Here is a 26,653-nt window from a genome sequence, read left to right as displayed (position 1 = left end):
CGCGGGGCTGATGCGGATGCCGGCGATCGAACGAGTCATTCCCCTGGTCAATCACCTGCCGACGTCGCTGCGCGACGCGCTGGTGCGGCGGCTGCGCGAACTCGCGGGCCTCGGCCTGATCGCGCTGTGCGGCATCGCCGCCGCCGCGCTGATGACCTGGTCGGTGCAGGACCCGAGCCTCAGCCACGCGACCTCGCGCGCTATCCGCAATATCGTCGGCTATCCCGGCGCGATCGGTGCCGATCTGCTGATGCAGATCCTCGGCCTCGGCTCCATCATGGCGATCCTGCCGATCGCGATCCGCGGCTGGCGCATGATGACGCACCGGCCGTTCGACCGCGAGGCGCTGCGCTTCGGCGCCTGGGTGCTCGGAGCCGCCATCGCCTCCGGTTTCGCCAGTTGCTGGCCGCGCTCGCATGCCTGGCCGCTGCCGACCGGGCTCGGCGGCGTGGTCGGCGATGCCCTGGTGCGCGCGCCGGCGGTGGTGTTCGGACCGCCCGGCCTGATCTACCGGGTCGTGTTCGGCAGCCTGCTGCTGATTGCCATGATCGGCTGCCTGCTGGTCGCCGGCGGCATGGGCGCGAAGGAAGCCGATCCGAACCTCGCGGCGGACGAGGAGGACGACACGCCGCTGTCCGACGCCGAGGATGACGACGACCGCAAGGCGATCCGGCTCGGCTGGGTGTTTCACGCCATCATGAGCGCGAAGGCGCAGATCGGCTGGTTCCTCAGCACAGCCTATCGCGCGCTGGTGTCGTCAGGCCCGCAGCCGCGCAGCGCCGCATCCGGCCGGCAGGAGCCGAGCCTGGCCCGCGGCCAGAAGAAGCCGACGCTCGCCCCCGAGATGACCGAGGACGACGAGGAGGAAGAGGCCGGCGAGGACGAGGAGGAGGAAGAAGAGGAGGAGCCGGCTCCGAAAGCGCGCAAGAAGCCGGCGGCGAAAGCTCCGGCCAAGAAGTCCAGCGACAAATACGAGCTGCCCTCGGTCTCGATGCTGGCAGCGCCCAAATCCTCCGACCGCCAGCCGCTGTCCAAGAGCGAGCTCGAGGCCAATTCACGCGCGCTGGAAGGCGTGCTGCAGGATTTCGGCGTGCGCGGCGAAATCGTCAAGGCGCATCCCGGCCCCGTCGTCACCCTGTACGAGCTGGAGCCGGCGCCCGGCATCAAATCGTCGCGCGTGATCGGCCTCGCCGACGACATCGCCCGCTCGATGAGCGCGCTGTCGGCGCGCGTCGCAGTCGTGCCCGGCCGCAACGCCATCGGCATCGAGCTGCCCAACGCGCATCGCGAGAAGGTCTATCTGCGCGAGCTCCTGGTCGCCAAGGAGGCGGCCGAGAGCGTCGCCAAGCTGCCGCTCTGCCTCGGCAAGAACATCGGCGGCGATTCCATCATCATCGATCTCGCCCGCACGCCACACATGCTGATCGCCGGTACCACCGGCTCGGGCAAGTCGGTCGCGATCAACACCATGATCCTGAGCCTGGTCTATCGCCTGCGGCCCGACCAGTGCCGGCTGATCATGGTCGATCCGAAGATGCTCGAACTCTCCGTCTATGACGGCATCCCGCATCTGCTCACGCCGGTCGTGACCGACCCGAAAAAGGCCGTCGTCGCGCTGAAATGGGCCGTGCGCGAGATGGAGGAGCGCTACAAGAAGATGGCCAAGCTCGGCGTGCGCAACATCGACGGCTACAACGCCCGCCTCGCGGAAGCCCGCAACAAGGGCGAGGAGCTGACGCGCACCGTCCACACCGGCTTCGACAAGGAGACCGGCAAGGCGATCTACGAGGAGGAGAAGCTCGACCTCGATCCCCTGCCCTACATCGTCATCATCGTCGACGAAATGGCCGACCTGATGATGGTCGCCGGCAAGGACATCGAGGGCACGGTGCAGCGCCTCGCCCAGATGGCACGCGCCGCCGGCCTGCACGTGATCCTGGCGACGCAGCGCCCGTCGGTCGACGTCATCACCGGCACCATCAAGGCCAACTTCCCGACCCGCATCTCCTTCCAGGTGACGTCCAAGATCGACAGCCGCACCATCCTCGGCGAGATGGGCGCCGAGCAGCTGCTCGGCCAGGGCGACATGCTCTATATGGCCGGCGGCGGCCGCATCAGCCGCGTGCACGGCCCATTCTGCTCCGACGAGGAAGTCGAGAAGGTCGTCAGGCACCTCAAGGCGCAGGGCTCGCCGGAATATCTCGAGGCGGTCACGGCCGAGGAACCGAGCGAGGAGGACGGCGCCGTGTTCGACGCCACCGGCATGGGCGGCGGTGGCGGCGGCGACGACCTGTTCGCGCAAGCCGTTGCCGTGGTCAAACGCGACCGCAAGGCCTCGACCAGCTACATTCAACGCCGGCTGCAGATCGGCTATAACAAGGCCGCTTCGCTGATGGAGCGGATGGAGCAGGAAGGCATCGTCGGCCAGGCCAACCATGCCGGCAAGCGCGAGATCCTGGTGCCCGAGGAAGAAGGCGGGTTCTGACCGCCCGCTTTGGTCCCAGATCTGCCGTTTCCGTGTCGTATCTTCACGCAATTACGATCACGCTGCCCGACCGAACCAAGATAGAACGCGTAAAACTCAGGACGTCGTTTTGAAAAGCCCCTTGTTGAACAGCCTGTTTTCGCTTCCAGCGCCGCTGCACGGACGCCGTATTCCGGCTGGGATGGTCGCGGCCGTGGCGACCTGTGTCCTGACCCTTGCCGCCGGCCACGCGGCCGCCCAGACCACGCCGGCGCCCAAATCGGGCCCCAAGGGCGGCGCCCAGCTCAGCGCCTCCGACCAGCAGCGTGGCGGACAGGGCCCTGCGACCACCCAGACCACGCCGCCCAATCCGATCATTCCGGATCCCCGGCGCAACGTGCCGGCCAGCATCTTCACCTCGTTCGACGCCAATCAGAAGGCGATCGCGGGAAAGGTGAGCGCCTATCTGTCGTCGCTGCAGACGCTGGTTGGCAACTTCGTCCAGGTCGGCCCGGACGGCAGCAAGACCAAGGGTGATTTCTACATCCAGAAGCCCGGCAAGGTGCGCTTCGAATATGATCCGCCGACGCCGATCGACATCATTGCCGACGGCTCATCGCTGGTCGTGCGCGACCGCAAGCTCGCGACCCAGGACGTCTACCCGCTGTCGCAGACGCCGCTGCGCTATCTGCTGTCCGACCGGATCGACCTGCTCAAGGACACCAATGTGATCGCGGTCGCCTCCGACGACCTCTATGTCACGATCACGATCGAGGAGAAGCAGGCGCTGATCGGCACCAGCCGGCTGATGCTGATGCTCGGCACCAAGGACGGCCAGCTCAAACAGTGGACCGTAACCGATCCGCAGGGCTACGACACGACGATCGCCGTCTACAATCTCGATACGACCAAGAAGCTTGATCCGGCGATGTTCAAGATCGACTTCACGACCTATCCGAGCACGCCGCCGGGCTGATGCATCCGGCCGTCCGGTCAGCCCGCCTCAAGCCCTCGGACCTTCCACTGCGCCTCTGACAGCACGAGCTTCTCGAAGCGCTTGCGCGCCTCCTCGAGATCCTCGGCCGGGATCGTGTCGCAGCCGGGACGCGCACGCAGGATCATCGCCGTGGTCGGCCAGCTCAGTCGCGCCGCCTTGCAGGCCAGCACCAGATCGGTGACGCGGTCGTCCTCCATCAGCGCTTCGATCACCTGGATGGACACGACGCAAAGCAGCGCCAGCGCGGCGATCACCGCCGGAAAATCGCCGGTCACGCAGAACCGGTTGACGGCGGAATCGCTCAGCTTGCCGCTGCGATTGAGGGCGGCGACCTCGGTCTTGACCTGCTCATAGTCCCACATCGCGCGCATCGCGGCGCCGGCGGTCCTGGTCGGCGTGGCTTGCAAGGTGGCGCGCGTCGCGGGCGGCGCTGCCTTGATGAAGCGGGTGCGCGCGCCTTCGCTGGCCGCCGCGACGAAGGCGCGCGACAGCTTGGCCGGCAGGTCGGTACGCAGCGCCAGCTTTTCGGCGAGGTCCTCGTCGCGCTCGGCGATCTTGAACAGGCTGCGATAGCCATCCTCGGACAGCCGCGCCGTGAGATTCTGCACCAGCGCCATGCGCACCGCCGGAAAACCGCGCGCGATCAGCTGGTTCGTCAGGCTGTCGCCGATGCCCCTGCGGCTGGCGATCGCAACGAGATGCGCCGGGCTGGAGCTCCGGATGAATTCGGCGAGGTCACGTTCCGTGAGCACGGCCGCCTTGGCCAGCATCGGCCCGGCGACACGCAATTCGGGATGCACGGCGAGCAAGCGCGCGGTGGCATAGGGCGCGCGCTCGACGCCGGCCAAGGCCATGCTGAGCTCGGCCAAGAGATCGGTCGCAACCTGCGGCATCAGGCGGGCAAACATCTGGTCATAGAGATCGAGCTGCTCGGCCGACGCCGGCCGCGGCCCGGCGAGAAACAGGGCCGTGGTCCGGCGCAGCATGTCCGTGGCGAGCTCGGACACCGTCCGCGCCTCACTGGGGGGCATCTTGACGGGAGCGGCCGAAGGCGCTGGAGGCATCGCAAATCTCTCATTGCCGGCGCGCCCGCGGCACGGGGCGCGATCATCAGATGTGGAAGAATGAGAGCACCGGCCTAAAGCCGCGTTAAGCCAGTTCCGGGGAACTACGGAGGGCTCTCAGCGTCCTTAACAGCCTTCGGCGCACCCCTGGACGACAATGTTCTTGCATTGTTCTTGCAAACTCTGCCCGCTTCCGATACCGTTGAGCGCGGGAGGGCATCATGGTCCAGCGCGTTTCCACCGTCGCTTTCGAGGGCATCGAGGCCCGCGCGGTCGACGTGCAGGTTCAGGTCGCCCCTGGCCTGCCGGCGTTTGCGATCGTCGGCCTGCCCGACAAGGCGGTGTCGGAGGCGCGCGAGCGGGTGCGCTCGGCGCTGATCGCCTCGGGCCTGGCGCTGCCGGCGCGGCGCATCACCGTCAACCTGGCGCCGGCCGACGTGCCCAAGGAAGGCAGCCATTACGATCTGCCGATCGCGCTTGGCCTGATGGCGGCGATCGGCGCCATTCCGCCGGATGCGCTCAATAGCTTCACCGTGCTCGGCGAGCTCGGCCTCGACGGCTCGATCGCGCCGGTGGCCGGCGTGCTCCCCGCGGCGATCGGCGCCAATGCGCGCGAGGAAGGCCTGATCTGCCCGGCCGCCTGCGGCGCCGAGGCGGCCTGGGCGAGCCCGGACCTGCAGATCATCGCGGCGGCGTCGCTGATCCAGATCGCCAATCATTTCAAGGGCACGCAGGTGCTGTCGCGGCCGCAGCCGAAGATCCAGGAGGCACCGGCGAGCCTGCTCGATCTGCGCGACATCAAGGGCCAGGAGAGCGGCAAGCGCGCGCTCGAAATCGCCGCTGCCGGCGGCCATCATTTATTGATGATCGGGTCGCCCGGCGCCGGCAAGTCGATGCTGGCGGCGCGGCTGCCCTCGATCCTGCCGCCGCTGTCGCCGGCCGAGCTGCTGGAAGTCTCGATGATCGCCTCGGTCGCCGGCGAGATCGATGGCGGCGCGCTGACCAACCGGCGACCGTTCCGCAGCCCGCACCATTCGGCCAGCATGGCGGCGCTGACCGGTGGCGGCCTGCGCGCCCGCCCCGGCGAGATCTCGCTGGCGCATCAGGGCGTGCTGTTCCTCGACGAGCTGCCTGAGTTCGATCCGCGCGTGCTGGATTCGCTGCGCCAGCCGCTGGAGAATGGCGAGGTCTCGATCTCGCGCGCTAACCACCGCGTCACCTACCCTGCCCGCTTCATGCTGGTCGCGGCGATGAATCCATGCCGCTGCGGCAATGCTTTCGAGCCCGGCTATGCCTGCAAGCGCGGCCGCATCGACCGCTGCACCGCCGACTATCAGATGCGCATCTCCGGCCCGCTGATGGACCGCATCGATTTGCGGATCGAGGTGCCGGCCGTCACCGCTGCTGATCTGATCCTGCCGCCCTCGAAGGAAGGCTCCGCCGAGGTCGCCGCCCGCGTCGCCGCCGCGCGCGACCTGCAGCGCGCGCGCTACGCCAAGGCCGGCCTGCCGCACGTCCGGACCAATGCCGAGGCGCCGGCCGCGGTGCTCGACGATATCGCCAGGCTTGATCCGCCCGGCCAGAAGCTGCTCCGCGAGGCCGCGGAAACGATGCGCCTGTCGGCGCGCGGCTATCACCGCGTGCTGCGCGTGGCCCGCACTTTGGCCGATCTCGACCACGCAGAGGCGATCGGCCGGCTGCATCTGGCGGAGGCGCTGTCGTATCGCGCGCTGGCGGAGGACAGCCGGCATGCGGCGTGAGCGCTGTCCCGCATCAACCTTCTGGTAACGATTTCTCTTTACGCTCCGGCAACCATAAGGCCCGCCTTGTCCGTCATCAGGCCTTCCGTGTCGGTGCGTGTCATGTTGCGTATCAAGCTCGTCGTTGCGGCTGCGTCGCTGATCGCGGCTGCGCTCATGGCGCGATCAGAATTCGCGCCGGCGATGCCGCCCTGCACGGCGGTGGCGGCCGACTGCATCGCGCTCGATTCCCCACCGTTTCATGCCGACCTTCATGTCGACTCGGCTGACGATCCCGCGCGCGTGGCACTCCGCGACGATCCGCAGGCGGTCGATCTTGTCGTCGTCGACCATCCGCCCGTCCAAGCCGATCAAGACTGCGGCGCGACCGCCGCGGTCCAGGCGGTGGGGATTGCGACCGCGCCGCCGGCCGGCACGTCGCGCATCGATCTCGCCAGCGAAGGTGCGACGGACGGCCGCACGGATGACCGCATCTTTATTCGCTCCGACCGTAACACGGCCCGACGGGCCGCCGCATCGGTTGCTGCCGCTCACCATCACGACGTTGCGCCGGCGAATTCGCTGCTGTGAGCCGGGCTAACGCCCGGTTCACCATCTCTGCACGGCCAACGATCCGTGCATGATCGTTTCAAAGTCTCAGCAAGACCGACGCCGCATGGTGCGGGCCGGCCGTCATATTGGAATTGATGATTTCGGGAGTAAGCGAGATGATGGGAGCGAGTTTTCGCATCAGGCTGCGGCTGCGCCGGTTCACACGCCGTCATCACACGCTATTCACGATCCTGCGTTCGGCAATGATCTTCATGGCCGGCTTCGGCGGCGCCTATGGCTTCATCAAGGCCAGCCTGTCCGAGACCTCCGGCTACAACCCGCACGCCTTCGCGATCGGCGCCAGCTTTCTGTTTGCGCTCGCCTGCGTCGGACTCGCGACGCTCAGCATGCGGCTGCGCTTCATGCGCAAGAAAATGCACAAGCTCGCGCTTCACAACGAGGTGCTGGCGGACCGCAATTGGGAGCTTCAGGAGGCCGAACAGCGCGCCCGCAGCCTGTTCGAGCAGCAGGGCGACCTGATCGTCATGCGCGAAAGCGACGGCACGATCATCTTCGTCAACGACGCCTATTGCCGGATGGCCGGCCTCGATCGCGAAAACCTGCTCGGCAGCCAGTTCAGCTTCGATCTCATCGAGCAAGGCGACAGCGCGCTGGAGCCGAGCGGCACACGCGTCCACGACCAGCGGATCGACAGCGCCATCGGACCGCGCTGGATCGCCTGGCGCGAGGCGCTGGTGCGTTCCGACGCAGGACACCCGGCCGTGCTGCAATGTGTCGGCCGCGACGTCACCGACCGCACCGAGACCGAGCGGGCGCTGGGCGAGGCGCGCGACCAGGCCAATGCGGCGAACCGCGCCAAATCGCGCTTCCTGGCGATGGCCAGCCACGAGATCCGCACCCCGTTGAACGGCATCCTCGGCATGAGCGGGCTGCTGCTGGAGACGCAGCTCACGCCGGAGCAGACCACCTATGCCAAGGCCGTCCGCAGCTCAGGCGAAGCGCTGATGTCGCTGATCAACGAGCTGCTCGATTATTCCAAGATCGAGGCCGGCAAGCTGGCCCTCGAAGCGCAGCCGTTCGCGCTGACCGCGCTGATCGAGGAGATCACCGAGCTCCTGGCACCGCGCGCGCAAGCAAAACAGCTGGAGATCGCGGCCTATCTCGACGAGCGGCTGCCGACCTGGGTGACCGGCGACGCCGCAAGGCTGCGCCAGGTGCTGCTCAATCTCGCCGGCAACGCGATCAAGTTCACCAGCAAAGGCGGCGTGGCGCTGATTGCCGAGCCCGGCATCTGGCCGAACGAGATCAGCTTCCAGGTGCGCGACACCGGCATCGGCATCGCCGCTGACGCGCAGGAGCGGATTTTCCACGAGTTCGAACAGGCCGACGACAGCGTCGCGCGCAGCTTCGGCGGCACCGGGCTTGGGCTCGCGATCTCCGACCGCATCGTCAAGCGGATGGGCGGACGCATCTCGCTGCAGAGCCAGCCCGGCGCGGGCTCGACGTTCGAGGTGTCCGTGCCGCTGCCGCCGGCGCTCGAGCGCGGCGAGCAGAACAGCTTTCGCGGCCCGGATCTGGCCGGACAGTCGATCATGCTGATCGCGCCGACCGGCCTGCAGGCCGAGCTGATCGAAAGGCGGCTGCAGAATTGGGGCGCGCAGACCTGCCTCGTCGCCGAGACCGAGATCGCCGCGGCGCTGCTGCCCGAGCGCACCTGGCACGCGGTCTTGATCGATGACGCGATCGGCAGCGAGGCGGCGCGGCGATTGGGCGAAGCCGCACACCATCATACGACACGGCTGATCGTGCTGGTCACGCCGACGAGCCGGCACGAGCTGGCCCCGGCCGCGCCCTTCAACGGCTATCTGGTGAAGCCGTTGCGGGCCGCTTCGCTCGCCGCGCGCGTGGGCTTCGACACGGATGCAGGAGCGGCATTCGCCGAGCATCCGATTCCGACGATCGCACCATCCATCGCGGCGCGGGCCGGCACCGGGCTGGCGATCCTCGTCGCCGAGGACAACGATATCAACGCGCTGCTGATGCGCTCACTGCTGACCAAGCTCGGCCATCACGCCGATATCGCCGTGCATGGCGAGGCTGCCCTAGATTCCTGGCTCGCCGCCCGCGCGGCCGGCACGCCCTATGATCTCATCCTGATGGACGTGCAGATGCCGCGGCTCGACGGCATTGCCGCGACCCGTCGCATCCGCGCCCATGAGTCCAGCGAGCCCGGACGGCGCACGCCGATCCTCGCACTTACTGCCAATGCCCTGGTCGAGGACCGCTATGCCTGTTTCGAGGCGGGAATGGACGGCTTCCTGGTCAAGCCGATCGACCGCGACAAGCTGGATGAAGCGCTGGCCAATCTGGCGGCGGCACGGCAGGTGGCGGCGTAGTTAATAGTATTCGCACGGGAGGTGCGCTCCCTCTCCCCGATCTTACGGGGAGAGGGGCAGCTCCGCGGGCGGTGCTGATTGTTTGCAGCGAGCCGCCTTTTCTACGACGCGGCTCGGACAACGATCATGTCTCGGGCAGCTAAAGCGAGATGAGATTAAGTTCGATATCCTGAGTTTTTGAGGTAGTTGGCACACTCTTCTGCGGAGAAGGCGTCGAGGGCACCAGCAATTGCGGCGCAAACCGTGTCGACGGTTCGCGCCGCGGCTTTGCGTAGAAGGTGCTTGAGCTTGGCAAAGACCTGTTCGATTGGGTTCAGGTCGGGCGAGTATTTGGGCAAGAAGAAGATCCTGGCTCCTACCGAGCGGATCAATTGGCGGACGGCTTTGCTTTTGTGGCTGCCGAGGTTGTCCAAGATCACGATATCGCCCGGATGAAGGGTCGGCAAAAGAACGTGCTCTACATAGGTGCGAAAGCTTTCGCCGTTGATCGGCCCTTCAATGAACCATGGTGCATCAATGCGGTCGTGGCGCAGTGCCGCCAGAAAGGTCATTGTTTTCCACCGTCCGTGAGGGACTTTGGCGGTCAGCCTGCTACCACGCGGGCTCCATCCTCGCAACGGCGCCATGTCTGTCCTGGTCCAGGTTTCGTCGATAAAGACAAGGCGCGTGGCGTCGATGCGATCTTGATATTTCCTCCATTGCTCTCGTCGCCGCGCCACGTCAGGACGATCGCGTTCGCCAGCCTCCACGCTTTTTTTTGAAGCTGAGCTTCTCGGCATGAACGAATTCCCAGACCGAACGGTAGTCGACTTTCAACCCGCGTTCGGCGAGCTCGGCCACCAGCCCTCTTAAGGTGAAGTCGCTCGCTCTGATTCGCTGTTGCAGCCACGTGGCATGCTCACCCGAGATCGCCTTGGGCTTATGGCCGCCCATCTGGCCAGGTTCGATGCTGCCTGTCTCCTTCTCAAGCCTGGCCCAATTGATCGCTGTGCTGATCGCGACCCCAAACTGCTTGGCCGCCTTATTGCGAGACATCCCGCCCTTGATCGCGGCGACAACCCGCTTTCGAAGGTCCAGAGAATATGGTGCGCCCATCCGTGCTGGCCTCCTTCCCAGCCAACACGGTGAATCAGAAACACGCTGATTTGGGAATCCCAAATCGATTCAGGCTATTCTCATCCCGCTTTAGCATGCACTCAGAGCCACTGTGCCCGCCCGACGAATTTGGGATCTGAGCTCCGCGTGTACCATGACCCTCACCCGGATTGCTGCGCAAGCCGCCATACCAAACGCTATCACGACGATCGGCCGGGCACGAACTCCGATTCGCGCTTGAGTCCGCTTAGCACTTCGCAGCTCACAGCCGCCGCAGCGCCACGGTTTCGACCTCGTGGTCCGCGCCCTTCTTCAGGATCAGCGTTGCGCGTGGCCGTGTCGGCAGGATGTTGTCTTCGAGATTGGCGAGGTTGGTGCGTTCCCAGATCGCGATCGCGGTGGCGATGGCCTCCTCGTCCGACAGCAGCGCATAGCGGTTGAAGTAGGATCGGGGATCGTGGAACGCGGTGTCGCGCAGCGACAGGAAGCGCTTCACATACCATTTGCGCAACACCGCCTCATCGGCATCGATGTAGACGGAGAAGTCGAAGAAGTCGGAGACCACCGGCACGGCCTTGCCGTCGCGCGGCAACGGCCCGGTCTGCAGCACGTTGACGCCCTCGACGATCAGGATGTCGGGCTGGTCGATCTCGACCCAATGATTGGGAACGATGTCGTAGGTGAGATGCGAGTACACCGGCGCGCGCACCGTATGGCGGCCGGCCTTAATGTCGGAAAGGAAGGCGAGCAGCCGCGGCAGGTCGTAGCTCTCGGGAAAACCCTTCTTCTGCATCAAGCCCTGCCGCTCCAGCACGGCGTTCGGATACAGGAAACCGTCGGTGGTGATGAGATCGACCTTGGGCCGCGGCGACCAGCGCGCCAGCAGCGCCTGCAGCACGCGCGCGGTGGTGGACTTGCCGACCGACACCGAGCCGGCGACGCCGATGATGTAGGGCATCTTGCGGTCGCGGATGCCGAGAAACTGACGCTGCGCGTAGTACAGCCGCTGAGCGGCATCGACATACATCGACAGCAGCCGCGACAGCGGCAGATAGATCTCCTCGACCTCCTGCAGATCGAGGCGGTCGTGCATCGAGCGCAGCTTGGAGAACTCGCCGGGCTCCAACGTCATCGGCGTGTCGTTGCGCAGCTCGGCCCATTGCTGGCGGGTGAAGACGCGGTACGGATTATATTGTTGTTCGGTGGTGCGCATATCCATGATGCTGCCCTTCGTTTCCCCCGCCGTCGCGCCCTACTCCGTCTTGCGCGACGCCTTTTCTTCCAGCCCCGACATGCCGGTGCGCTTGACGAGCGCCGCCTCGACCTCTTCGAGGTGGACGTCGCGCGACTTCAACAGCACCAACAAATGAAACAGCAGATCGGCGCTTTCGGAGATCAGGTGCTCACGGTCGGTGCCAACAGCGGCAATCACCGTCTCCACCGCCTCCTCGCCCATCTTCTTGGCGCATTGCGCCGGGCCCTTGTCGAGCAGCTTGCGCGTATAGGACGCCTCGCCGCCCGCCGCGGCGCGGGCGTCGATGATGGCGGCCAGATCGTGAAGCGTGAAGCGTGACATCAGCCTGTACTCGGAACGCCTGCCCGCCCACGGAGGCGGCCGGACCAGCGTTCATCTAACATTTTTGCGGCGCAATGTCGTCAGGGATCGAGCCGCATCGGCAGGCCCTGGCGCACCATGTGCTCCTTGGCCTGCCGAATGGTAAATTCCCCGAAATGGAAGATCGAGGCGGCCAGCACCGCGGTCGCCCTGCCCTGCCGGATGCCGTCGACCAGATGGTCGAGATTGCCGACGCCGCCCGAGGCGATCACCGGCACCGGAACGCTGTCGGCAACCGCCCGCGTCAACGGAATATCAAAACCCTGCCGCGTGCCGTCGCGGTCCATCGAGGTCAGCAGGATCTCGCCGGCCCCCAGCGAAACAACCTCCTGGGCATATTCCAGCGCATCGATGCCGGTCGATTTGCGGCCGCCATGGGTGAAGATCTCCCAACGGCTGCCGCCGCCCGCCCGTGGCACCGACTTGGCGTCGATCGCGACCACGATGCACTGCTCGCCGAACTTTTCGGCGGCCTCCTTCACGAATTCGCGCCGCGCGACCGCGGCCGAATTGATCGAAACCTTGTCCGCACCCGAGCGCAGCAAGGTCTTGATGTCGTCGATGGTGCGCACGCCGCCGCCGACCGTGACCGGCATGAAGCAGGCCTCCGCCGTGCGCCGGACGACGTCGAGCATGATGCCGCGGTTCTCATGGGTGGCGGTGATGTCGAGGAAGCAGAGCTCGTCGGCGCCGGCGGCGTCATAGGCGATCGCAGCCTCCACCGGATCGCCGGCGTCGCGCAGATTGACGAAGTTGACGCCCTTGACGACCCGTCCGTCCTTGACGTCGAGGCAGGGAATGACACGGACCTTGAACATCCTGTTCTCTCCTACGCGCGCGCCGCGCGGATCAGCGCCAGCGCCTCGGCCGGGTCGAGCCGCCCGTCATAGAGCGCGCGGCCGGCGATGGCGCCTTCCAGCTTCCGGGCGCGCGGCGTAAGCATCGCCTGGACGTCCTCGATCGAGGCGAGGCCGCCGGAGGCGATCACGGGGATCGAGATAGCGTCGCCGAGCGCGATCGTCGCATCGAGGTTCAGCCCCTTCAGAAGACCGTCACGGGCGATGTCGGTGAAGATGATCGCGGCGACGCCGGCGTCCTCGAACCGCCGGGCAATGTCGAGCGCGGTGACTTCGGACGTTTCGGCCCAGCCTTCCACGGCGACCTTGCCGTCACGGGCGTCGAGGCCGACTGCGACGCGGCCTGGAAAGGCTTTCGCCGCCGTCTTCACCAGTTCGGGATCGCGCACGGCAGCGGTGCCGATGATCACCCGGGTGATGCCCTTGCCGAGCCAGGCCTCCACGGTCTTGAGATCGCGGATGCCGCCGCCAAGCTGCACCGGCATGTTGACGACCTTCAGCATCGCCTCGACCGCATACGCATTCATCGGCTTGCCGGCGAAGGCGCCGTCGAGATCGACGACGTGGAGATATTCGAAGCCCTGGTCGGCGAAGCTCTTGGCCTGCGCGGCGGGATCGAGGTTGAAGACGGTGGCCCGCGCCATGTCACCTTGCTCCAGGCGCACGCACTGGCCGTTCTTCAGATCGATGGCGGGAAACAGGATCATCTGAGTTGTCTGTCTTTCAGGCAAGCGCCCTGCCCGCCTCTCCGGCGAACAGGACAAAAGCGCTCACGGCTTCCATTTCAGGAAGTTGGAAATGAGGGCGAGACCGAAACGCTGGCTCTTCTCGGGATGGAATTGCGTGCCGATCGCGGTGTCCTTGCCGACGATCGCGGTGATCGGTCCGCCATAATCGGCGCGCGCCAGCACATCGTTCTCGTTGACAGCGTTCAAGTGATAGGAGTGCACGAAGTAGGCATGCAGGCCCTTCGGTCCGAGCGGAAGCCGCTCCAGCACAGGATGCTCCTGCACCAGGTCGAGCGTGTTCCAGCCCATATGCGGGATCTTCAGGCTCTCGTCATCAGGCGCGATCTTCTCGACATCGCCTGCGATCCAGTCGAAGCCATCGGTGGTGACATGCTCCTTGCCGTGCGTCGCCATCAGCTGCATGCCGACGCAGATGCCGAAGAACGGCCGCGCCTTGTGGCGCACAGCCTCGGTCATCGCCTCCAGCATGCCGTCGACGGCATCGAGGCCGCGGCGGCAATCGGCGAAGGCACCGACGCCGGGCAGCACGATGCGGTCGGCGCGATACACCGTGTCGGGATCGCGGGTCACCACGACCTTCTGCGGATACTCCATGCTGCGCGCGGCGCGCTCGAACGCTTTCGCGGCGGAATGCAGATTGCCGGAGCCGTAATCGATGATCGCAACACTCATCGTCCACCTCCGGGTTCGGGGAACAAGCCAATGATACTGGCATGCGGGAGCGGCGGCGGCGGCCGCTGTCCATTGTCACGCGTCGGCGGCGCAGCGCCGCGATCGATGGTGTGATTGTCGTAGCCGATGGTGCTCCGGCGCGCCGCCCAGCGCTCGAAGAAGCGCCGCTCGGCGGCGTCGAGATCGTCGGCGACCACGACGTCGAGCTGACGCCAATTGCCGCGCGAATAGCTCCAGCGCTTCAGGCTCGAAGCCTCGAGCCCGAGCAGGATCGCCATCAACAGATCGATCGCGGCGATCGCGCCGGATGCGACACCGATCCGCGCCAGGATCAGGTCGATCACCATCACGACGGCGGCATAGCCGATCATCGCCAGCCACAGCCGATGCCAGGCCAGCCAGACGGCGCCGAGCACCGCGGCCCAGAGATGAAAGCCGTCGCGGATGAAGACGAAGCGATCCGTCGAACGCAGATCGGCCCCGGCGGCGAGGGGAGCGTGAACCGTATAGACGGGCATGTCGAATATCCCTTGAGGGAAGAGATCAGCCGCCGAGCTGACCCTTGGTGGAAGGCACTTCGCCCTGGGTTGCGCGGATCGATCGCAAGCGCTGACCGCAACGCCCGCGCCAGACCCTTGAAGCAGGATTCGGCGATATGATGGGCGTTCTCGCCGTACAGCGTCTCGACATGCAAGGTGATGCCGGCGTTCATGGCGAAGGCGTTGAACCATTCGCGCACCAGCTCGGTGTCGAACTCGCCGATCTTGTCGCGCGGGAAGGTCGTGCGGAACACCAGCATCGGCCGGCCCGAAACGTCGATCACGACGCGGGTCAGGGTCTCGTCCATCGGCATGTGGATCGAGGCGTAGCGCGTGATGCCCGCCATGTCGCCGAGCGCCTGGCGCACCGCCTGGCCGAGCGCGATGCCGACATCCTCGGTGGTGTGGTGGAAATCAATATGGAGGTCGCCGACCGCCTTGACCGTCATGTCGATGCGGGAATGCCGCGCCAGGAGATCCAGCATGTGATCGAAGAAGCCGATACCGGTCGCGATGTTCACCGCCCCGGTGCCGTCGAGATTGACGGCCACCTCGATGTCGGTTTCTTTGGTCTTGCGCTTGATGGACGCGCTACGCATGGGGTCAGCTTTCCCTTGAAAACGCGGCCCTTTTATCAGGCGGATGACACCTTAGCTACTGCGGGATGACGGCACCTCGCCTGATCTCGGGCCATGGTGAGCGGATTTCAAGGCCTGACCGGGCAGGGCAGGGGCGCGGTAATTGTGTCCCCCGGCCCGAGCGCCTAAATGAGGGCACCAACCAGGGACTTTCCATGCACGCAACCTCGCACGAGCCCGCCGTCTGGCACGGCACTACGATCCTGACCGTCCGCAAAGGGGGCAGGGTGGTCATCGGCGGCGATGGTCAGGTCTCGATCGGCCAGACCGTGATCAAGTCGAATGCCCGCAAGGTGCGCAAGCTCGGCAAGGGCGATGTGATCGGCGGCTTCGCCGGCGCCACCGCCGACGCGTTTACCCTGTTCGAGCGGCTGGAGAGCAAGCTCGAGCAATATCCGGGGCAGCTGACCCGGGCGGCCGTCGAGCTCGCCAAGGACTGGCGCACCGACCGCTATCTGCGCCGGTTGGAAGCGATGATGATCGTGGCCGACAAGGAGGTCTCGCTGGTCCTGACCGGGACCGGCGACGTGCTGGAACCGGAGGCCGGCGTGATGGCCATCGGCTCGGGCGGCAATTATGCGCTGGCGGCGGCGCGGGCCCTGATCGACACCGACAAGGACGCCGAGAGCATCGTGCGCCGCTCGCTCGACATTGCCGCCGATATCTGCGTCTACACCAACCGCAACATCACCATCGAAGCGCTGGCGGCGGAGTGACGTCGCCTCCCGCGGCATCCGCTGGAGGCAGCGGACCCCGGACGACGCGGCACCAGCCCGTCCTGTTCAGCCCCTCAACCAGTTCCTGGCCCAACCCATGACCGACTTTTCTCCCCGCGAAATCGTCTCCGAACTCGACCGCTACATCGTCGGCCAGGCTGACGCCAAGCGCGCGGTCTCCATCGCCTTGCGCAACCGCTGGCGCCGGCTGCAGCTCGACGCTGGCCTGCGCGAAGAGGTGCTGCCGAAGAACATCCTGATGATCGGCCCGACCGGCGTCGGCAAGACCGAGATCGCGCGGCGGCTGGCCAAGCTCGCCGGCGCGCCGTTTCTCAAGGTCGAAGCCACCAAGTTCACCGAGGTCGGCTATGTCGGCCGCGACGTCGAACAGATCATCCGCGACCTCGTCGAGGTCGCGATCGTTCAGGTCCGCGAGCGCAAGCGCAAGGACGTTGCCGCTCGGGCCCAGCTCGCGGCCGAGGAACGCGTGCTCGATGCGCTGGTCGGCGCCAATTCAAGTGCGGCGACCCGCGACTCGTTCCGCCGCAAGCTGCGCGCCGGCGAGCTCAACGACAAGGAAATCGAGATCGAGACGCAGTCCTCCGGCAGCGGCTTTCCGATGTTCGAGATCCCGGGCATGCCGGGCGCGCAGATGGGCGCGATCTCGATCGGCGACATTTTCGGCAAGCTCGGCGGCCGCACCAAGACGCGGCGCGTGACGGTCGAGTCATCGCACGACATCCTGATCGCCGAAGAGTCAGACAAGCTGCTCGACAATGACCAGCTGGTGCAAGAGGCCATCAGCGTGGTCGAGAACAACGGCATCGTGTTCCTCGACGAGATCGACAAGATCTGCGTGCGGGAGAACCGCCACGGCGGCGACGTGTCGCGCGAGGGCGTGCAGCGCGATCTGCTGCCGCTGATCGAGGGCACCACGGTCTCGACCAAGCATGGCGCGGTCAAGACCGACCACATCCTGTTCATCGCGTCGGGTGCGTTCCACATCGCAAAGCCCTCCGACCTGTTGCCGGAGCTGCAGGGCCGACTGCCGATCCGCGTCGAGCTGCAGGCGCTGACACGTGACGACATGCGTCGCATCCTCACCGAGCCGGAGGCGTCGCTGATCAAGCAATATGTCGCGCTGATGAAGACCGAGGGCGTCACGCTCGACATCACCGATGACGCGATCGATGCGCTCGCCGACATCGCGGTCGCGGTGAACTCCACGGTCGAGAACATCGGCGCACGCCGGCTGCAGACGGTGATGGAGCGCGTGCTCGACGAGATCTCCTTCACCGCCTCGGACCGATCAGGCGAGACCATGCGCGTCGATGCTGCCTATGTGCAGCAGCATATCGGCGATCTCGCCAAGAACGCGGATTTGAGCCGGTTCATTTTGTAAGAGGTTGTTGCGCTTGTAGCGGCTTCGCTCGTCCGCCCCGGTGCAACCTCAAACTCCGCCGTCGTCCCCGCGAACGCGGGGATCCATAACCACGAAAGCTGATTTGTAATTCAAGATGGCGGCTCCAGCCCTGCCTCAGCACAGACAGCGGTGGTTATGGGTCCCGGTTCAAAGCCGGGACGACAGTTTTGCGCGTGGCGACGATTTCTTCTCCATCTGCCATCGCTCGGACGCTGCATGACCGCGTTCGGCAAACACTGGCGGGCGATGCTCGCCGTCAACGCCGCCGTGATGCTCGGCGTGGTCCTGCACAAGCTCACGCTGCCGCCCTACATCCCCTACATCCATCTGCTGGTCGACTATCACCACGGCTTCATCAAGCGCGCGCTGATCGGCGCGATCGTCGGACTGTTCACGACGAAGGTACCGGTATGGCTGGTGTTCGTGCTCGGGGGCACCGTCTGGTTGATCACCTTCGCTCTGTTCGTGCAACTCTTCCGCCGCACCTTTGGCCTGGACCGCACGACCCTGCCGCTGTTCGTCTTCACCGCCGGCTCGCCCTTCGTGTTCAAGAACTTCCTGTTCACGCTCGGCCATTTCGACATCTATGGCTGTCTCGGCGCGATCATCCTGCTGCTGGTTCCGGCGGGCTCGCTGCTCTACGTGCTGCTTGCAGCCTTCATCTCGGCGGTGCTGGTGCTGATCCACCACATCCATCTGCTGATGTATGTTCCAACCATCACCGCCATCGTGGTGCTGCGCTACTATCTCACCCGCAGGATCACGACGCTTGATATCGCTGCCGGCGCCGGCGTGCTGGCTGGTCTCGGCGCGCTCTTTCTCGCCGCGCAATTCCTCGGCACGATGCCGCTCGCGGAAGCGGACTTCGTGACCTATTTGCGATCCCGCATGGCCAATCCGTCGCGCACGGAGCTGCTGCAATTCGCCTATGTCTGGTACCAGCCGCTCGCGAAGGAAGTGCAGGACACCTGGGCGCGGCTGCCGTCGAACCTGCTCGGCGTACCCGTCTATGCGCTGCTGCTCTGGCTGCACCTGCCGTTATGGTCGAGCATCAAGGGCCTGATCGGAGCACTGCACGAGCAGCGTCATCGCCAGATCGTCATCGCGTCGCTCGGCGTGATCAGCCTCGCTTATCTCGTGATGTTCGCGATGGTGTTCGACTATTCGCGCTGGATCTCGAGCTGGGTGGTCTGCATGGTGCTGATGCTGCATGCGGTGAAGACGCTGCCGGCCAAGCCGGTGGTCCTCGTCGATGGCGACGATCGCAAGACCACGATCCTGGGCTGGATCGTCACGGTCATCCCGCGTGTCGGCATCATACGGCCGTTCTGAGCCTCAGCCGCGCGGCCGCCGGATGCGCACATAGAGCGCGCCCGCGCCGCCATGGCCGGTATGGGCTTCCTCGAAGCCGACGATCAGCGCGCGGAATTCCGGCAGGCTCAGCCAATGCGGCACCTGGCGCCGGAGCACGCCGCGCTCGGGATCGGCCCCGATCGTTCCCTTGCCGGTGATGATCAGCACGAACGTAAGGCCGTCATGCTGGGCGCGGTGCAAGAAGTGGTGCAGCGCCTGATGCGCCCGGCTCTGGGTCATGCCGTGCAGGTCGAGCCGTGCATCGATCTCGCTGCGGCCGCGTGACAGTTTTGAGCGCTCCTTGCGGCCTAGCGAAACCAGCGGCGGGATCGCCGGCCTGACCGGCTTGGAGGCGGCGACCGGTACGACCTGCCGCTGCGTCATGGTCGGCTTGTCCGGCTGCGGCTCGGCCGTCACCATCGGCGGGTGCGGGCGAACCGGGCGCTGGATCTTGCGCAGCGGCTTGACTTGTCGCGCGACCGTCTCCCACAGCGTGCGCTCGTCCTCGGTGAGACCGCGCCTGCGGCGGCCACGGGGCGGCTCGGGATCATGCGACATGGCGGCGGCGGTTCATCGGCGATTGTGGTGGCGTCTGCCATAACGCAATCGGCGGATATTGCGATCACTTTCAAGCCGCGGCCTGGCCTCGGGCAACGGCACCGGAGCCGTCACGGCCTGCGCCACCGTGGTCGGCGGGCTTGCGCTGGCAACCGGGGCAGGGGCCTTGGCATCCTTGACGGCAGAGGCGGCGGGATTGGGCTGATCCGGCCCCTTCACCTGATCTTTCGACTGGTCCTTTGTCTGATCCTTGGCCGTCTCCTTCGGCGCGTCCTTCGGCAGCACCTGGGGAAACAGTTTTGCGATCTTCTCCGAGGGCCGCGCATCCGGCAGCGGCATGTTGCGGCCGCGCGCCACCGGGTCGAGGCTCCGCGGCACCAGCATCACAAACTGGATGTTGTGCTTGAGCCGGCCTGACACTTTGCCGGCGTCCTGACCGGCGCCGAAATAGAGATCGGCGCGGGCAGGGCCGACGATCGCCGATCCCGTGTCCTGCGCGATCATCAGGCGATGAAACGCTGTCTTTGATTTCTCGGAGTCAATCGGCAACTCACCAGTGATGAAGAACGGCGTGCCGTAGACATGCAGCGACTTGTCGACAGCGATCGAGCGGCCCGGCGTCAGCGGAATGCCCTGCGCGCCGACCGCCTCGTCCTTCTCCGACAGCTGCACCTCGCGGAAGAAGATGTAGGAGCGGTTCATCCGGCGCAGCTCGTTGGCGCCTTCGGGACTCTGCTCCATCCACTCGCGGATGCGCTGCATCGACATCTGCTCGCGCGGGATGATGCCGCGCTCGATCAGGATGCGTCCGACCGGCGTATAGGGGTGACCATTATAGGCATCGTAGTTGATGCGCACGGTCGAGCCGTCGTCGAGACTGATCCGGGCCGAGCCCTGGATCTGCGCAAACAGCAGATCCGTCTGATTCCTGAGCCACGCGATTTCGAGACCGCGGCCTTCGATGGCGCCGTCCTCGATCTCGGCGCGGTCATAATAAGGGACCAGCTTGCGCCGTCCGATCTTGCGATAGACCGGCCCCTTGTTGGGCAGGCTGGTCGCGTCCTGCTTGAAGCCACGCACGAACAGGTTGGAGGGGCGGCGATAGACCGGAACGTTGTAAACCTCGTTCTGGGTGCGCGAGCCTTCGATCACAGGTTCGTAGTAGCCGGTGACAAAGCCGTCGGCGTCGCCGAGCTTGGAAATCTTTAGCGGTTCGAAATGCCGTTCGAAGAAGGCGCGTGCTGCGGCATTGTCGGCCAGATCAGACGCCCGCGCCTCGCGGCAGGGATCACGCAGCGAGTCGCCAAGCGCCTTGTCTTCGGGCGTACCGTCGGGCTTGGCCGCGATCGGCTTGCAGCTGGCGCGAAATGTCCGATAAGCCGCGAGCTGATCGTCGTCGGTCCAGCCAGGCACGTCGCTCCATGTCAACGGCAGATACTGGCTGTTGCTGATCTCGAGCGGCCAATCGAGCTGCGGGTAGGGCAGGTGACGCATCGGCGGCGCGGAACGATGACGCGCGCGCACCGCCTCGGCCGCATAGGGCGCGAGCACCACGGCGACGACGGCCAAAGCGAGCGCCGCGGTCCAAGAGTCGAGACGATGGGCGGAAAAACCCCGCTTCCAAATTTCGCGAACCATGTCTGCACCGTCTAAGTACCACTCAACGCGAAGCTCGGAAAAAACAGGATCAAAAAACCGGTGCCGCCCTCGATATCCCTCTCTTCACCACCGCGACCAAGATCGGCCATTTGAGCCGCCGATCATGCAATGCGATCGGCTGCCCGGCGTCAGCATCAGTGGCTGCCGGTGCCGACCAGCTTCCAATTCGGATCGCGCGAACCGGTGTCGCGCGCAAAGGTCCAGATGTCGGTGATGTCGGCAACCTTGTCCGGATTGCCGTCGACGATGTTGCCCATCTTGTCGCGCGTCACCGAGATCATCTGTGACACGAAGCGAACCGTCAGCTGGGCCGTCCGGTCCCGCAGGTCAGCGCCGACCAGCTCCGCCGTGTCGATCGACACGAACCGGGTCTCGGTTTTCTGCTCGTGCTTCTCGCGATCCTTGATGACGGCGTCGAAGCTGTCATAGACCTCCGACGACAACAGGTCGCGCAGCGCGCGACGGTCGCCATTGGCAAAAGCCAGCACGATCATCTCATAGGCGCTGCGCGCGCCGGTGAGGAAATGGCGCGGGTCGAACGAGGGATCATTGGCAACGAGGACGTCGAGGCCGCGCGCAAGCGGCGTGCCCGGCTCGGCCACGCCGCGCCAGCGATCGCTCGGCAAACCTGGATCTGCACCGGCGGTTGCAACCGCCGGATCGAGCGGCGCGCCCGGGACTGGCAGCACATGGTTGTCCGGAGCTCCCTGCACCGCATTTCGGGCGGCGCGATCGAAGGGCGTCCGCTCGCTGCCGGTGCGCTGACCGAGCACGGCCCGCAGGCGCACGAAGATAAAGACCGCCAATGCCAGGAAGATGATGGTATAAATATCCACGTCGTGTTCGCTTTCTGACTTGTCGGGCCGGACACGGGGGTCTGGCCATCGGACACCCGTTTACCGAGAATCGGGTAAAGACCAATGAATCGGTCCATCCACCCCGATGTAGTCATCGAAATGAGCCGGGCCAATGGCACATTGTGGCACGGCGATCCTAACCCGTTTCCAGGCCAAGGGGAAATCGGATCAGGACGTTCCCGGCCGAGGTTTCCGGCCATCGCCGACGCCCCGTTGCAGCCTGGTACCTTGTGCGACAAATGGAGGCATATCGGGTTGGACCAGCGATGGTCGGCGGCCGAAACAGCCTCTAAGCCTCGTCCTTGTGGAACAAGCCGGCCCTATGGTAGCCACGCGCCGCAACGAGCGGCCCTTTGTGCCAGGAGAACACTGCGATGACCAACGGTAACGGCGCCAACCCAGAGGCGGCCCCTCCCCCCCAACTCAACGTGCTGGCGCAATACATCAAGGACCTGTCCTTCGAGAACCCGAATGCGCCGCAATCCCTGGCACCGCAGGGTCAGCCGCCGCAGATCAACATCCAGATCAACGTCGGCGCCAACGCCCTGGCGGACACCGAATTCGAGGTCACGCTCACGATCGAAGGCAAGGCCGAGAGCGGCACTCAGGTCATGTTCAGCTTCGAGCTGGTGTATGGCGGCGTGTTCCGGCTGGTCAATGTTCCCCAGGAACATCTATCGCCGATGCTGCTGATCGAATGCCCGCGGCTGCTGTTCCCGTTCGCCCGCGAGATCGTTGCGAATTCGGTCCGTGACGGCGGCTTCCCGCCCTTGATGCTGGACCCGGTCGATTTCGTCAGCCTCTACCGGCAGAACATGGAACGTCAGGCGGCTGCCCAGGGCGCGCAGATCCGTCCGAGCTGATCCGTTAGAGCATTATTTGCGATGATTGACGGACGTGATCCCCAGCCGGACGGCGCCGGGTCACGTTCCGGCGAGAAATTCCATCCAGATGGGCTTGTCGCCCAAGGTGGCGATAAAGGCGCGGTGCGCCTCGCGTTCCGCATCCGTCAAGCGCGCGGCCAATGGGGTCTCGCGCTGCCGCCGCGGCGTGTCGCCAGCGGCGCCGACCCGGATCTCCTGCGTGTCCTGCGTCAGGATCAGCTGCGACTGCCGGGCCCCAACCAGATCGACATAGACCTCGGCCAACAGTTCGGCGTCGAGCAGCGCGCCGTGCTTGGTGCGCCGGGAATTATCGATCGCATAACGCGAGCACAGATCGTCGAGCCGGTTCGACACGCCCGGATGCTTGCGCCGGGCGAGCAACAGCGTATCGACCAGGCGCTCCCGCGGGATCGCCGCACGCTTGACCCGGTCGAGCTCGGCATTGATGAAGCCGATGTCGAACGACGCGTTATGGATCACCAGCGGCGCATCGCCGATGAACTCCAGGAACTCCTCGACGATCTCGTGAAACAACGGCTTGTCCGCCAGGAATTCGCTCGACAGGCCGTGGACTGCGAATGCCTCGGCCGGCATGTCGCGCTCGGGATTGATGTAGCGATGGAAAACCTGGCCAGTCGGCATGCGGTTGATGATCTCGACACAGCCGATCTCGACCAGACGGTCGCCGCGCAGCGCGTCGAGTCCGGTGGTTTCAGTGTCGAGTACGATCTCACGCATGGCTGGGTCCGTCGCTGCAAAGCGCGTGGCGAATCACGCGCGCCGCTGCGGCATCTTAACGACCTCGGCGAGGATGTCGCGGATTCGGGCCCGCACCGGATCGAGACCATTGGACGTATCCACCACGAAATCGGCCCGCGCGCGCTTCTCCGCATCCGGCATCTGCCGCGCCAACAGCGCATCGAGCGCTTGTTCCGTCATCGTGCCACGCGCCAGGATGCGCTGGCGCTGAATCTCCGGCGAGGTCGAGACCACCACCACGGCATCGACCCGCTTGTCGCCTCCGGTCTCGAACAGCAGCGGCACATCCACCACCGCGACCGGCACACCGGACTCGGCGGCCTTGTCGAGAAAATCCTGATGATAGGAGCGCAGCATCGGATGCACGATCGCTTCAAGCCGCCGGATCGCCTCGGGATCGCCGACAACCTTGGCCGACAGCTTGCTGCGGTCGACCTTGCCGCCGACCGTGGTGCCGGGAAAGGCAGCCTCGATCGCCGGCGCAGCCTCGCCTTCATACACTTTGTGAACCGTGGCATCGGCATCATAGACGGGCACGCCGGCTTCAGCGAACAGCTTGGCCGTGGTCGATTTGCCCATCCCCATCGAGCCGGTCAGCCCCAGCACCCTCATTGGCGTCGGCTCCTGTCAATGATCTCGTCCCGCGGTCAAAACCTGAGCAGCCGCGCTTCGCGGAAATAGGCGAGCAGCGGCAACAGCGGCAGGCCGAGAATGGTGAAATGATCACCATCGATGCGGTCGAACAGATGCACGCCGAGCCCTTCGAGCTGATAGGCGCCGACGCTCGACAGCACCGCCTGACCGGCCGTGTCGAGATAGGTGGCCACGTCGCCCTCACTCAGGCTCCGCATCGTCATCCAGGCGACCGCGACATGGGAGAACAGCACCTCTCCGTTGCGAACCACCGCAATCGCGGAGTGCAGCGCATGCGTACGCCCCGCCAATGCGAGCAGTTGCTGCATGGCTTGCTGCCGGCCGGCCGGTTTGTTGAACATGCGCTCACCGAGCGCAAGCGTCTGGTCCGCTCCAACAACATAGGAGTTTGGCTTCGCCGCCGAGACGGCGCGGGCCTTGGCCTGCGCGAGATGCAACGCGATCTCGTAGGGCGCCACCAGTCCAGCCTCGGACTGCAGGACACGCTCGTCGATATCGGCAGGCACTGCCTCGCAGGCCAGACCAGCGTTCTCGAGCAGCATGCGCCGCGCGCGGCTCTGCGAAGCCAGAACGAGGCGTTCGTCACCACACCATAAGGTCATCTTTATCAGCTCATTCCGGCAGGCGCTGCCGCTGCCGGTCGGTATAGAGTTTGAGGATGGCCGCGGCGGTCTCTTCAATCGAGCGTCGCGTCACGTCGAGCATGACCCAGTTGAATCTCGCACTGAGCTTGCGCGCATAGGCGACCTCATCGGTCACCGACTGCTTGTCGACATAGTTCTCATTGCCGGATTCCGCACCCATGCTCAGCAGACGATTTTGCCGCACCTGGATCAGGCGCTCCGGGGTGGCGTGCAGGCTGACCACCAGGGGTTTCTTCAACGTCTCGAGCTGATGCGGGATCGGGATCCCCGGCACCAGGGGAACGTTCGCCGTTCGCACACCGCGGTTGGCGAGATAGATCGAGGTCGGCGTCTTCGACGTCCGGCTCACTCCGACCAGGACAACATCCGCGTCCTCCAGGCCGTCGACCATCTGGCCGTCGTCGTGAAGCATCGTGTAGTTGAGCGCGTCGATCCGGGCAAAATATTCGGCGTTCAACACGTGCTGCGCGCCGACCCGGCCTGCGGTAGAGGCGCCCAGATAGGCCTCGAACAGCTGCATCACCGGTCCGATGATCGACAGGCTCGGAATGTTGATCTGCTGGCATTTGCCTTCCAGCCGGCTGACCAGGTCCTTCTCCAGCAGTGTGAACAGCACGATGCCCGGTGCCTCCTCGATCTCGTCGAGGACCCGGTCGAGCTGCTTCTGGCTGCGGACCAGCGGGTAGACGTGCTCGACCGGCGTCACATTGGCGTACTGCGCGGCCACGGCGCGCGCGACCGTGATCAGAGTTTCGCCCGTCGAGTCGGACACCAGATGGAGGTGAAAGTAGTTTCCGGTGGTGGGCATCAAATCCTTAATGATCTGTGAATCACTGTGAAGGATGGGGTGAAAAAGCGGCCCTTGGCGGACCCCCCTGTATAACTCCCGTCGTTGTTCACACGGTCGCAAGCCGGGATAAAGCAAGTGGCCTGGTTCGATGATATCGGGAAGGGCCGCGCTTGTCTCTGGATAAGCTGTTCGTGATTGTCGGCAAGCTTTTGAGTCTCATGGGACTCCAGCGCGCGGAGCTCTGCCTCCCGGTCCTGTTGAAGGATGTGAACAAGCTGCGGGAAATTGGCTGACAGGATTGCATGAGTCCAATCCACCGCTACTTAGACTCAAACCTTAAGATTCTAATAATATTTAGTTTGGAAGCGATCGAGCGAGCGGATATGTCTCGCCTCCCAAAGATTGGGCCAGCCGGCAGAGGATCGCGTCAACAGATGTACGAGTGGATCAAGGCGCTGCATGTCATTGCTGTGATCGCCTGGATGGCCGGCATGCTCTATCTGCCCCGCTTGTTCGTGTATCACTGTGACGCAGAGATCGGCTCGAAGCAGTCCGAGACGTTCAAGATCATGGAACGCCGGCTTTTGAAGGCGATCATCAATCCAGCGATGATGGTAACCTGGCTGGCAGGTCTCTACATGGCGTGGGCTGGAAATTGGTATGCCAGCGGCTGGTTCCACGGCAAATTCCTGCTCGTTCTGATCCTGTCCGGCGTCCACGGTCTGTTCACCCGTTGGGTCAAGGACTTTGCCGCCGATCGAAACACCCATACTCAGAAATTCTATCGCTATATCAACGAGGTACCGACAGTCCTCATGATCGGGATCGTGATTCTCGTCATCGTCAAGCCGTTCTGACGCTCCCCGGCCTGGACCGCTCGGTCACCGAGCGGCTTGCGAACGACGGCGCGATTTTCTATATTGACCAAATCCCACCCCACGCAGGCGGATGTGGTTGC

The 26,653-nt window shown here is 65.0% G+C and carries 25 protein-coding genes and 1 pseudogene; 10 read left to right on the top strand and 16 right to left on the bottom strand.

Annotation, left to right across the window (positions count from 1 at the left end; translation table 11 throughout):
* Positions 1-10 precede the first annotated feature (10 nt).
* Both ACVIJ6_RS10895 and ACVIJ6_RS10890 read left to right on the top strand, forming a co-directional pair.
* Positions 11-2,485, top strand: coding sequence for a DNA translocase FtsK (locus tag ACVIJ6_RS10895; protein WP_456772711.1), 2,475 nt, complete (start codon positions 11-13; stop codon positions 2,483-2,485).
* A gap of 181 nt (positions 2,486-2,666) precedes the next feature.
* Positions 2,667-3,440, top strand: coding sequence for an outer membrane lipoprotein carrier protein LolA (locus ACVIJ6_RS10890; RefSeq protein ID WP_456776963.1), 774 nt, complete (start codon positions 2,667-2,669; stop codon positions 3,438-3,440).
* A 17-nt stretch (positions 3,441-3,457) separates the two neighbouring features.
* Here the strand turns inward: ACVIJ6_RS10890 and ACVIJ6_RS10885 are convergent, their stop codons facing one another.
* Positions 3,458-4,525: a DUF2336 domain-containing protein gene (locus ACVIJ6_RS10885; RefSeq protein ID WP_456772710.1), complete on the bottom strand. Its 1,068-nt coding sequence runs from the start codon at positions 4,523-4,525 to the stop codon at positions 3,458-3,460.
* 221 nt (positions 4,526-4,746) lie between these two features.
* Between ACVIJ6_RS10885 and ACVIJ6_RS10880 the strand changes: the two genes are divergently transcribed.
* From ACVIJ6_RS10880 to ACVIJ6_RS10870, 3 genes are all read left to right on the top strand, one after another.
* Positions 4,747-6,285, top strand: a complete 1,539-nt coding sequence (locus ACVIJ6_RS10880; protein ID WP_456772709.1) for a YifB family Mg chelatase-like AAA ATPase — start codon at positions 4,747-4,749, stop codon at positions 6,283-6,285.
* 102 nt (positions 6,286-6,387) lie between these two features.
* Complete coding sequence (locus tag ACVIJ6_RS10875; RefSeq protein WP_456772708.1) at positions 6,388-6,855, top strand: hypothetical protein; 468 nt, start codon at positions 6,388-6,390, stop codon at positions 6,853-6,855.
* Positions 6,856-6,995: 140 nt separating this feature from the next.
* On the top strand, positions 6,996-9,233 hold the full coding sequence (locus ACVIJ6_RS10870) for an ATP-binding protein (RefSeq protein WP_456776962.1): 2,238 nt from the start codon (positions 6,996-6,998) through the stop codon (positions 9,231-9,233).
* Positions 9,234-9,388: 155 nt separating this feature from the next.
* On the opposite strand, the gene ACVIJ6_RS10865 is transcribed toward ACVIJ6_RS10870, so the two are convergent.
* The 8 genes and pseudogenes from ACVIJ6_RS10865 to hisB form a co-directional block, all read right to left on the bottom strand.
* Positions 9,389-10,328 (bottom strand): IS630 family transposase gene (locus ACVIJ6_RS10865; protein WP_456771184.1). Its coding sequence is split into 2 segments (ribosomal slippage): positions 9,389-9,991 and positions 9,993-10,328, totalling 939 coding nucleotides; the frame shifts between segments, so codons are not numbered across the junction.
* A 262-nt stretch (positions 10,329-10,590) separates the two neighbouring features.
* On the bottom strand, positions 10,591-11,547 hold the full coding sequence (gene coaA, locus ACVIJ6_RS10860) for a type I pantothenate kinase (RefSeq protein ID WP_456772707.1): 957 nt from the start codon (positions 11,545-11,547) through the stop codon (positions 10,591-10,593).
* 33 nt (positions 11,548-11,580) lie between these two features.
* Positions 11,581-11,904 carry a phosphoribosyl-ATP diphosphatase gene (locus ACVIJ6_RS10855; RefSeq protein ID WP_456772706.1) on the bottom strand — a complete coding sequence of 108 codons (324 nt, stop codon included), beginning with the start codon at positions 11,902-11,904 and terminating at the stop codon, positions 11,581-11,583.
* A gap of 80 nt (positions 11,905-11,984) precedes the next feature.
* Positions 11,985-12,761, bottom strand: a complete 777-nt coding sequence (gene hisF / locus ACVIJ6_RS10850) for an imidazole glycerol phosphate synthase subunit HisF (protein WP_456772705.1) — start codon at positions 12,759-12,761, stop codon at positions 11,985-11,987.
* An 11-nt stretch (positions 12,762-12,772) separates the two neighbouring features.
* Positions 12,773-13,507: a 1-(5-phosphoribosyl)-5-[(5-phosphoribosylamino)methylideneamino]imidazole-4-carboxamide isomerase gene (hisA, locus tag ACVIJ6_RS10845; protein WP_456772704.1), complete on the bottom strand. Its 735-nt coding sequence runs from the start codon at positions 13,505-13,507 to the stop codon at positions 12,773-12,775.
* A 63-nt stretch (positions 13,508-13,570) separates the two neighbouring features.
* Positions 13,571-14,221, bottom strand: coding sequence for an imidazole glycerol phosphate synthase subunit HisH (gene hisH, locus ACVIJ6_RS10840; RefSeq protein WP_456772703.1), 651 nt, complete (start codon positions 14,219-14,221; stop codon positions 13,571-13,573).
* Positions 14,218-14,739, bottom strand: a complete 522-nt coding sequence (locus ACVIJ6_RS10835; protein WP_456772702.1) for a DUF2628 domain-containing protein — start codon at positions 14,737-14,739, stop codon at positions 14,218-14,220. Before ACVIJ6_RS10835 ends, hisH begins: the two co-directional genes overlap by 4 nt.
* A 25-nt stretch (positions 14,740-14,764) precedes the next feature.
* A pseudogene (gene hisB / locus ACVIJ6_RS10830) lies at positions 14,765-15,359 on the bottom strand (imidazoleglycerol-phosphate dehydratase HisB).
* 194 nt (positions 15,360-15,553) lie between these two features.
* On the opposite strand from hisB, the gene hslV reads away from it, so the two are divergent.
* The 3 genes from hslV (at position 15,554) to ACVIJ6_RS10815 (ending at position 18,869) form a co-directional block, all read left to right on the top strand.
* Positions 15,554-16,114 (top strand): ATP-dependent protease subunit HslV, encoded by a 561-nt coding sequence (hslV, locus tag ACVIJ6_RS10825; protein WP_011942668.1) that lies wholly within the window; start codon positions 15,554-15,556, stop codon positions 16,112-16,114.
* A 97-nt stretch (positions 16,115-16,211) separates the two neighbouring features.
* Positions 16,212-17,516, top strand: coding sequence for an ATP-dependent protease ATPase subunit HslU (hslU, locus tag ACVIJ6_RS10820; RefSeq protein ID WP_456772701.1), 1,305 nt, complete (start codon positions 16,212-16,214; stop codon positions 17,514-17,516).
* A gap of 237 nt (positions 17,517-17,753) precedes the next feature.
* Positions 17,754-18,869: a hypothetical protein gene (locus ACVIJ6_RS10815; protein ID WP_456772700.1), complete on the top strand. Its 1,116-nt coding sequence runs from the start codon at positions 17,754-17,756 to the stop codon at positions 18,867-18,869.
* A gap of 3 nt (positions 18,870-18,872) precedes the next feature.
* Here the strand turns inward: ACVIJ6_RS10815 and ACVIJ6_RS10810 are convergent, their stop codons facing one another.
* The 3 genes from ACVIJ6_RS10810 to ACVIJ6_RS10800 form a co-directional block, all read right to left on the bottom strand.
* Positions 18,873-19,448, bottom strand: coding sequence for a Smr/MutS family protein (locus ACVIJ6_RS10810; protein WP_456772699.1), 576 nt, complete (start codon positions 19,446-19,448; stop codon positions 18,873-18,875).
* 12 nt (positions 19,449-19,460) lie between these two features.
* Positions 19,461-21,086, bottom strand: a complete 1,626-nt coding sequence (locus ACVIJ6_RS10805; RefSeq protein WP_456772698.1) for an MltA domain-containing protein — start codon at positions 21,084-21,086, stop codon at positions 19,461-19,463.
* A 155-nt stretch (positions 21,087-21,241) separates the two neighbouring features.
* A complete protein-coding gene (locus ACVIJ6_RS10800) occupies positions 21,242-21,943 on the bottom strand; it encodes a Tim44/TimA family putative adaptor protein (protein ID WP_456772697.1) in 702 nt (233 codons plus the stop codon).
* A gap of 395 nt (positions 21,944-22,338) precedes the next feature.
* Here ACVIJ6_RS10800 and secB point away from each other — a divergent pair, with 395 nt between their 5' ends.
* Positions 22,339-22,827 (top strand): protein-export chaperone SecB, encoded by a 489-nt coding sequence (gene secB, locus ACVIJ6_RS10795; protein WP_011942676.1) that lies wholly within the window; start codon positions 22,339-22,341, stop codon positions 22,825-22,827.
* Positions 22,828-22,887: 60 nt separating this feature from the next.
* On the opposite strand, the gene dnaQ is transcribed toward secB, so the two are convergent.
* From dnaQ to ACVIJ6_RS10775, 4 genes are read right to left on the bottom strand one after another with little or no spacing between them, the layout of a single operon-like run.
* Positions 22,888-23,586 (bottom strand): DNA polymerase III subunit epsilon, encoded by a 699-nt coding sequence (dnaQ, locus tag ACVIJ6_RS10790; RefSeq protein ID WP_456772696.1) that lies wholly within the window; start codon positions 23,584-23,586, stop codon positions 22,888-22,890.
* Between the two features lie 33 nt (positions 23,587-23,619).
* Complete coding sequence (coaE, locus tag ACVIJ6_RS10785; RefSeq protein WP_456772695.1) at positions 23,620-24,219, bottom strand: dephospho-CoA kinase; 600 nt, start codon at positions 24,217-24,219, stop codon at positions 23,620-23,622.
* Positions 24,220-24,254: 35 nt separating this feature from the next.
* Positions 24,255-24,863: a Maf family protein gene (locus tag ACVIJ6_RS10780; RefSeq protein ID WP_456772694.1), complete on the bottom strand. Its 609-nt coding sequence runs from the start codon at positions 24,861-24,863 to the stop codon at positions 24,255-24,257.
* Positions 24,864-24,873: 10 nt separating this feature from the next.
* Entirely contained in the window at positions 24,874-25,713 is an 840-nt protein-coding gene (locus ACVIJ6_RS10775; protein WP_456772693.1) for a pyruvate, water dikinase regulatory protein, read from the bottom strand.
* 416 nt (positions 25,714-26,129) lie between these two features.
* Here ACVIJ6_RS10775 and hemJ point away from each other — a divergent pair, with 416 nt between their 5' ends.
* Positions 26,130-26,552 carry a protoporphyrinogen oxidase HemJ gene (gene hemJ / locus ACVIJ6_RS10770; RefSeq protein WP_456772692.1) on the top strand — a complete coding sequence of 141 codons (423 nt, stop codon included), beginning with the start codon at positions 26,130-26,132 and terminating at the stop codon, positions 26,550-26,552.
* The last annotated feature ends 101 nt before the right edge of the window (positions 26,553-26,653 follow it).

This window comes from Bradyrhizobium sp. USDA 4369 (assembly GCF_054056435.1).
Note: the sequence above shows the minus strand (reverse complement) of the source record. Positions and strands in the feature narration are given on the sequence as shown.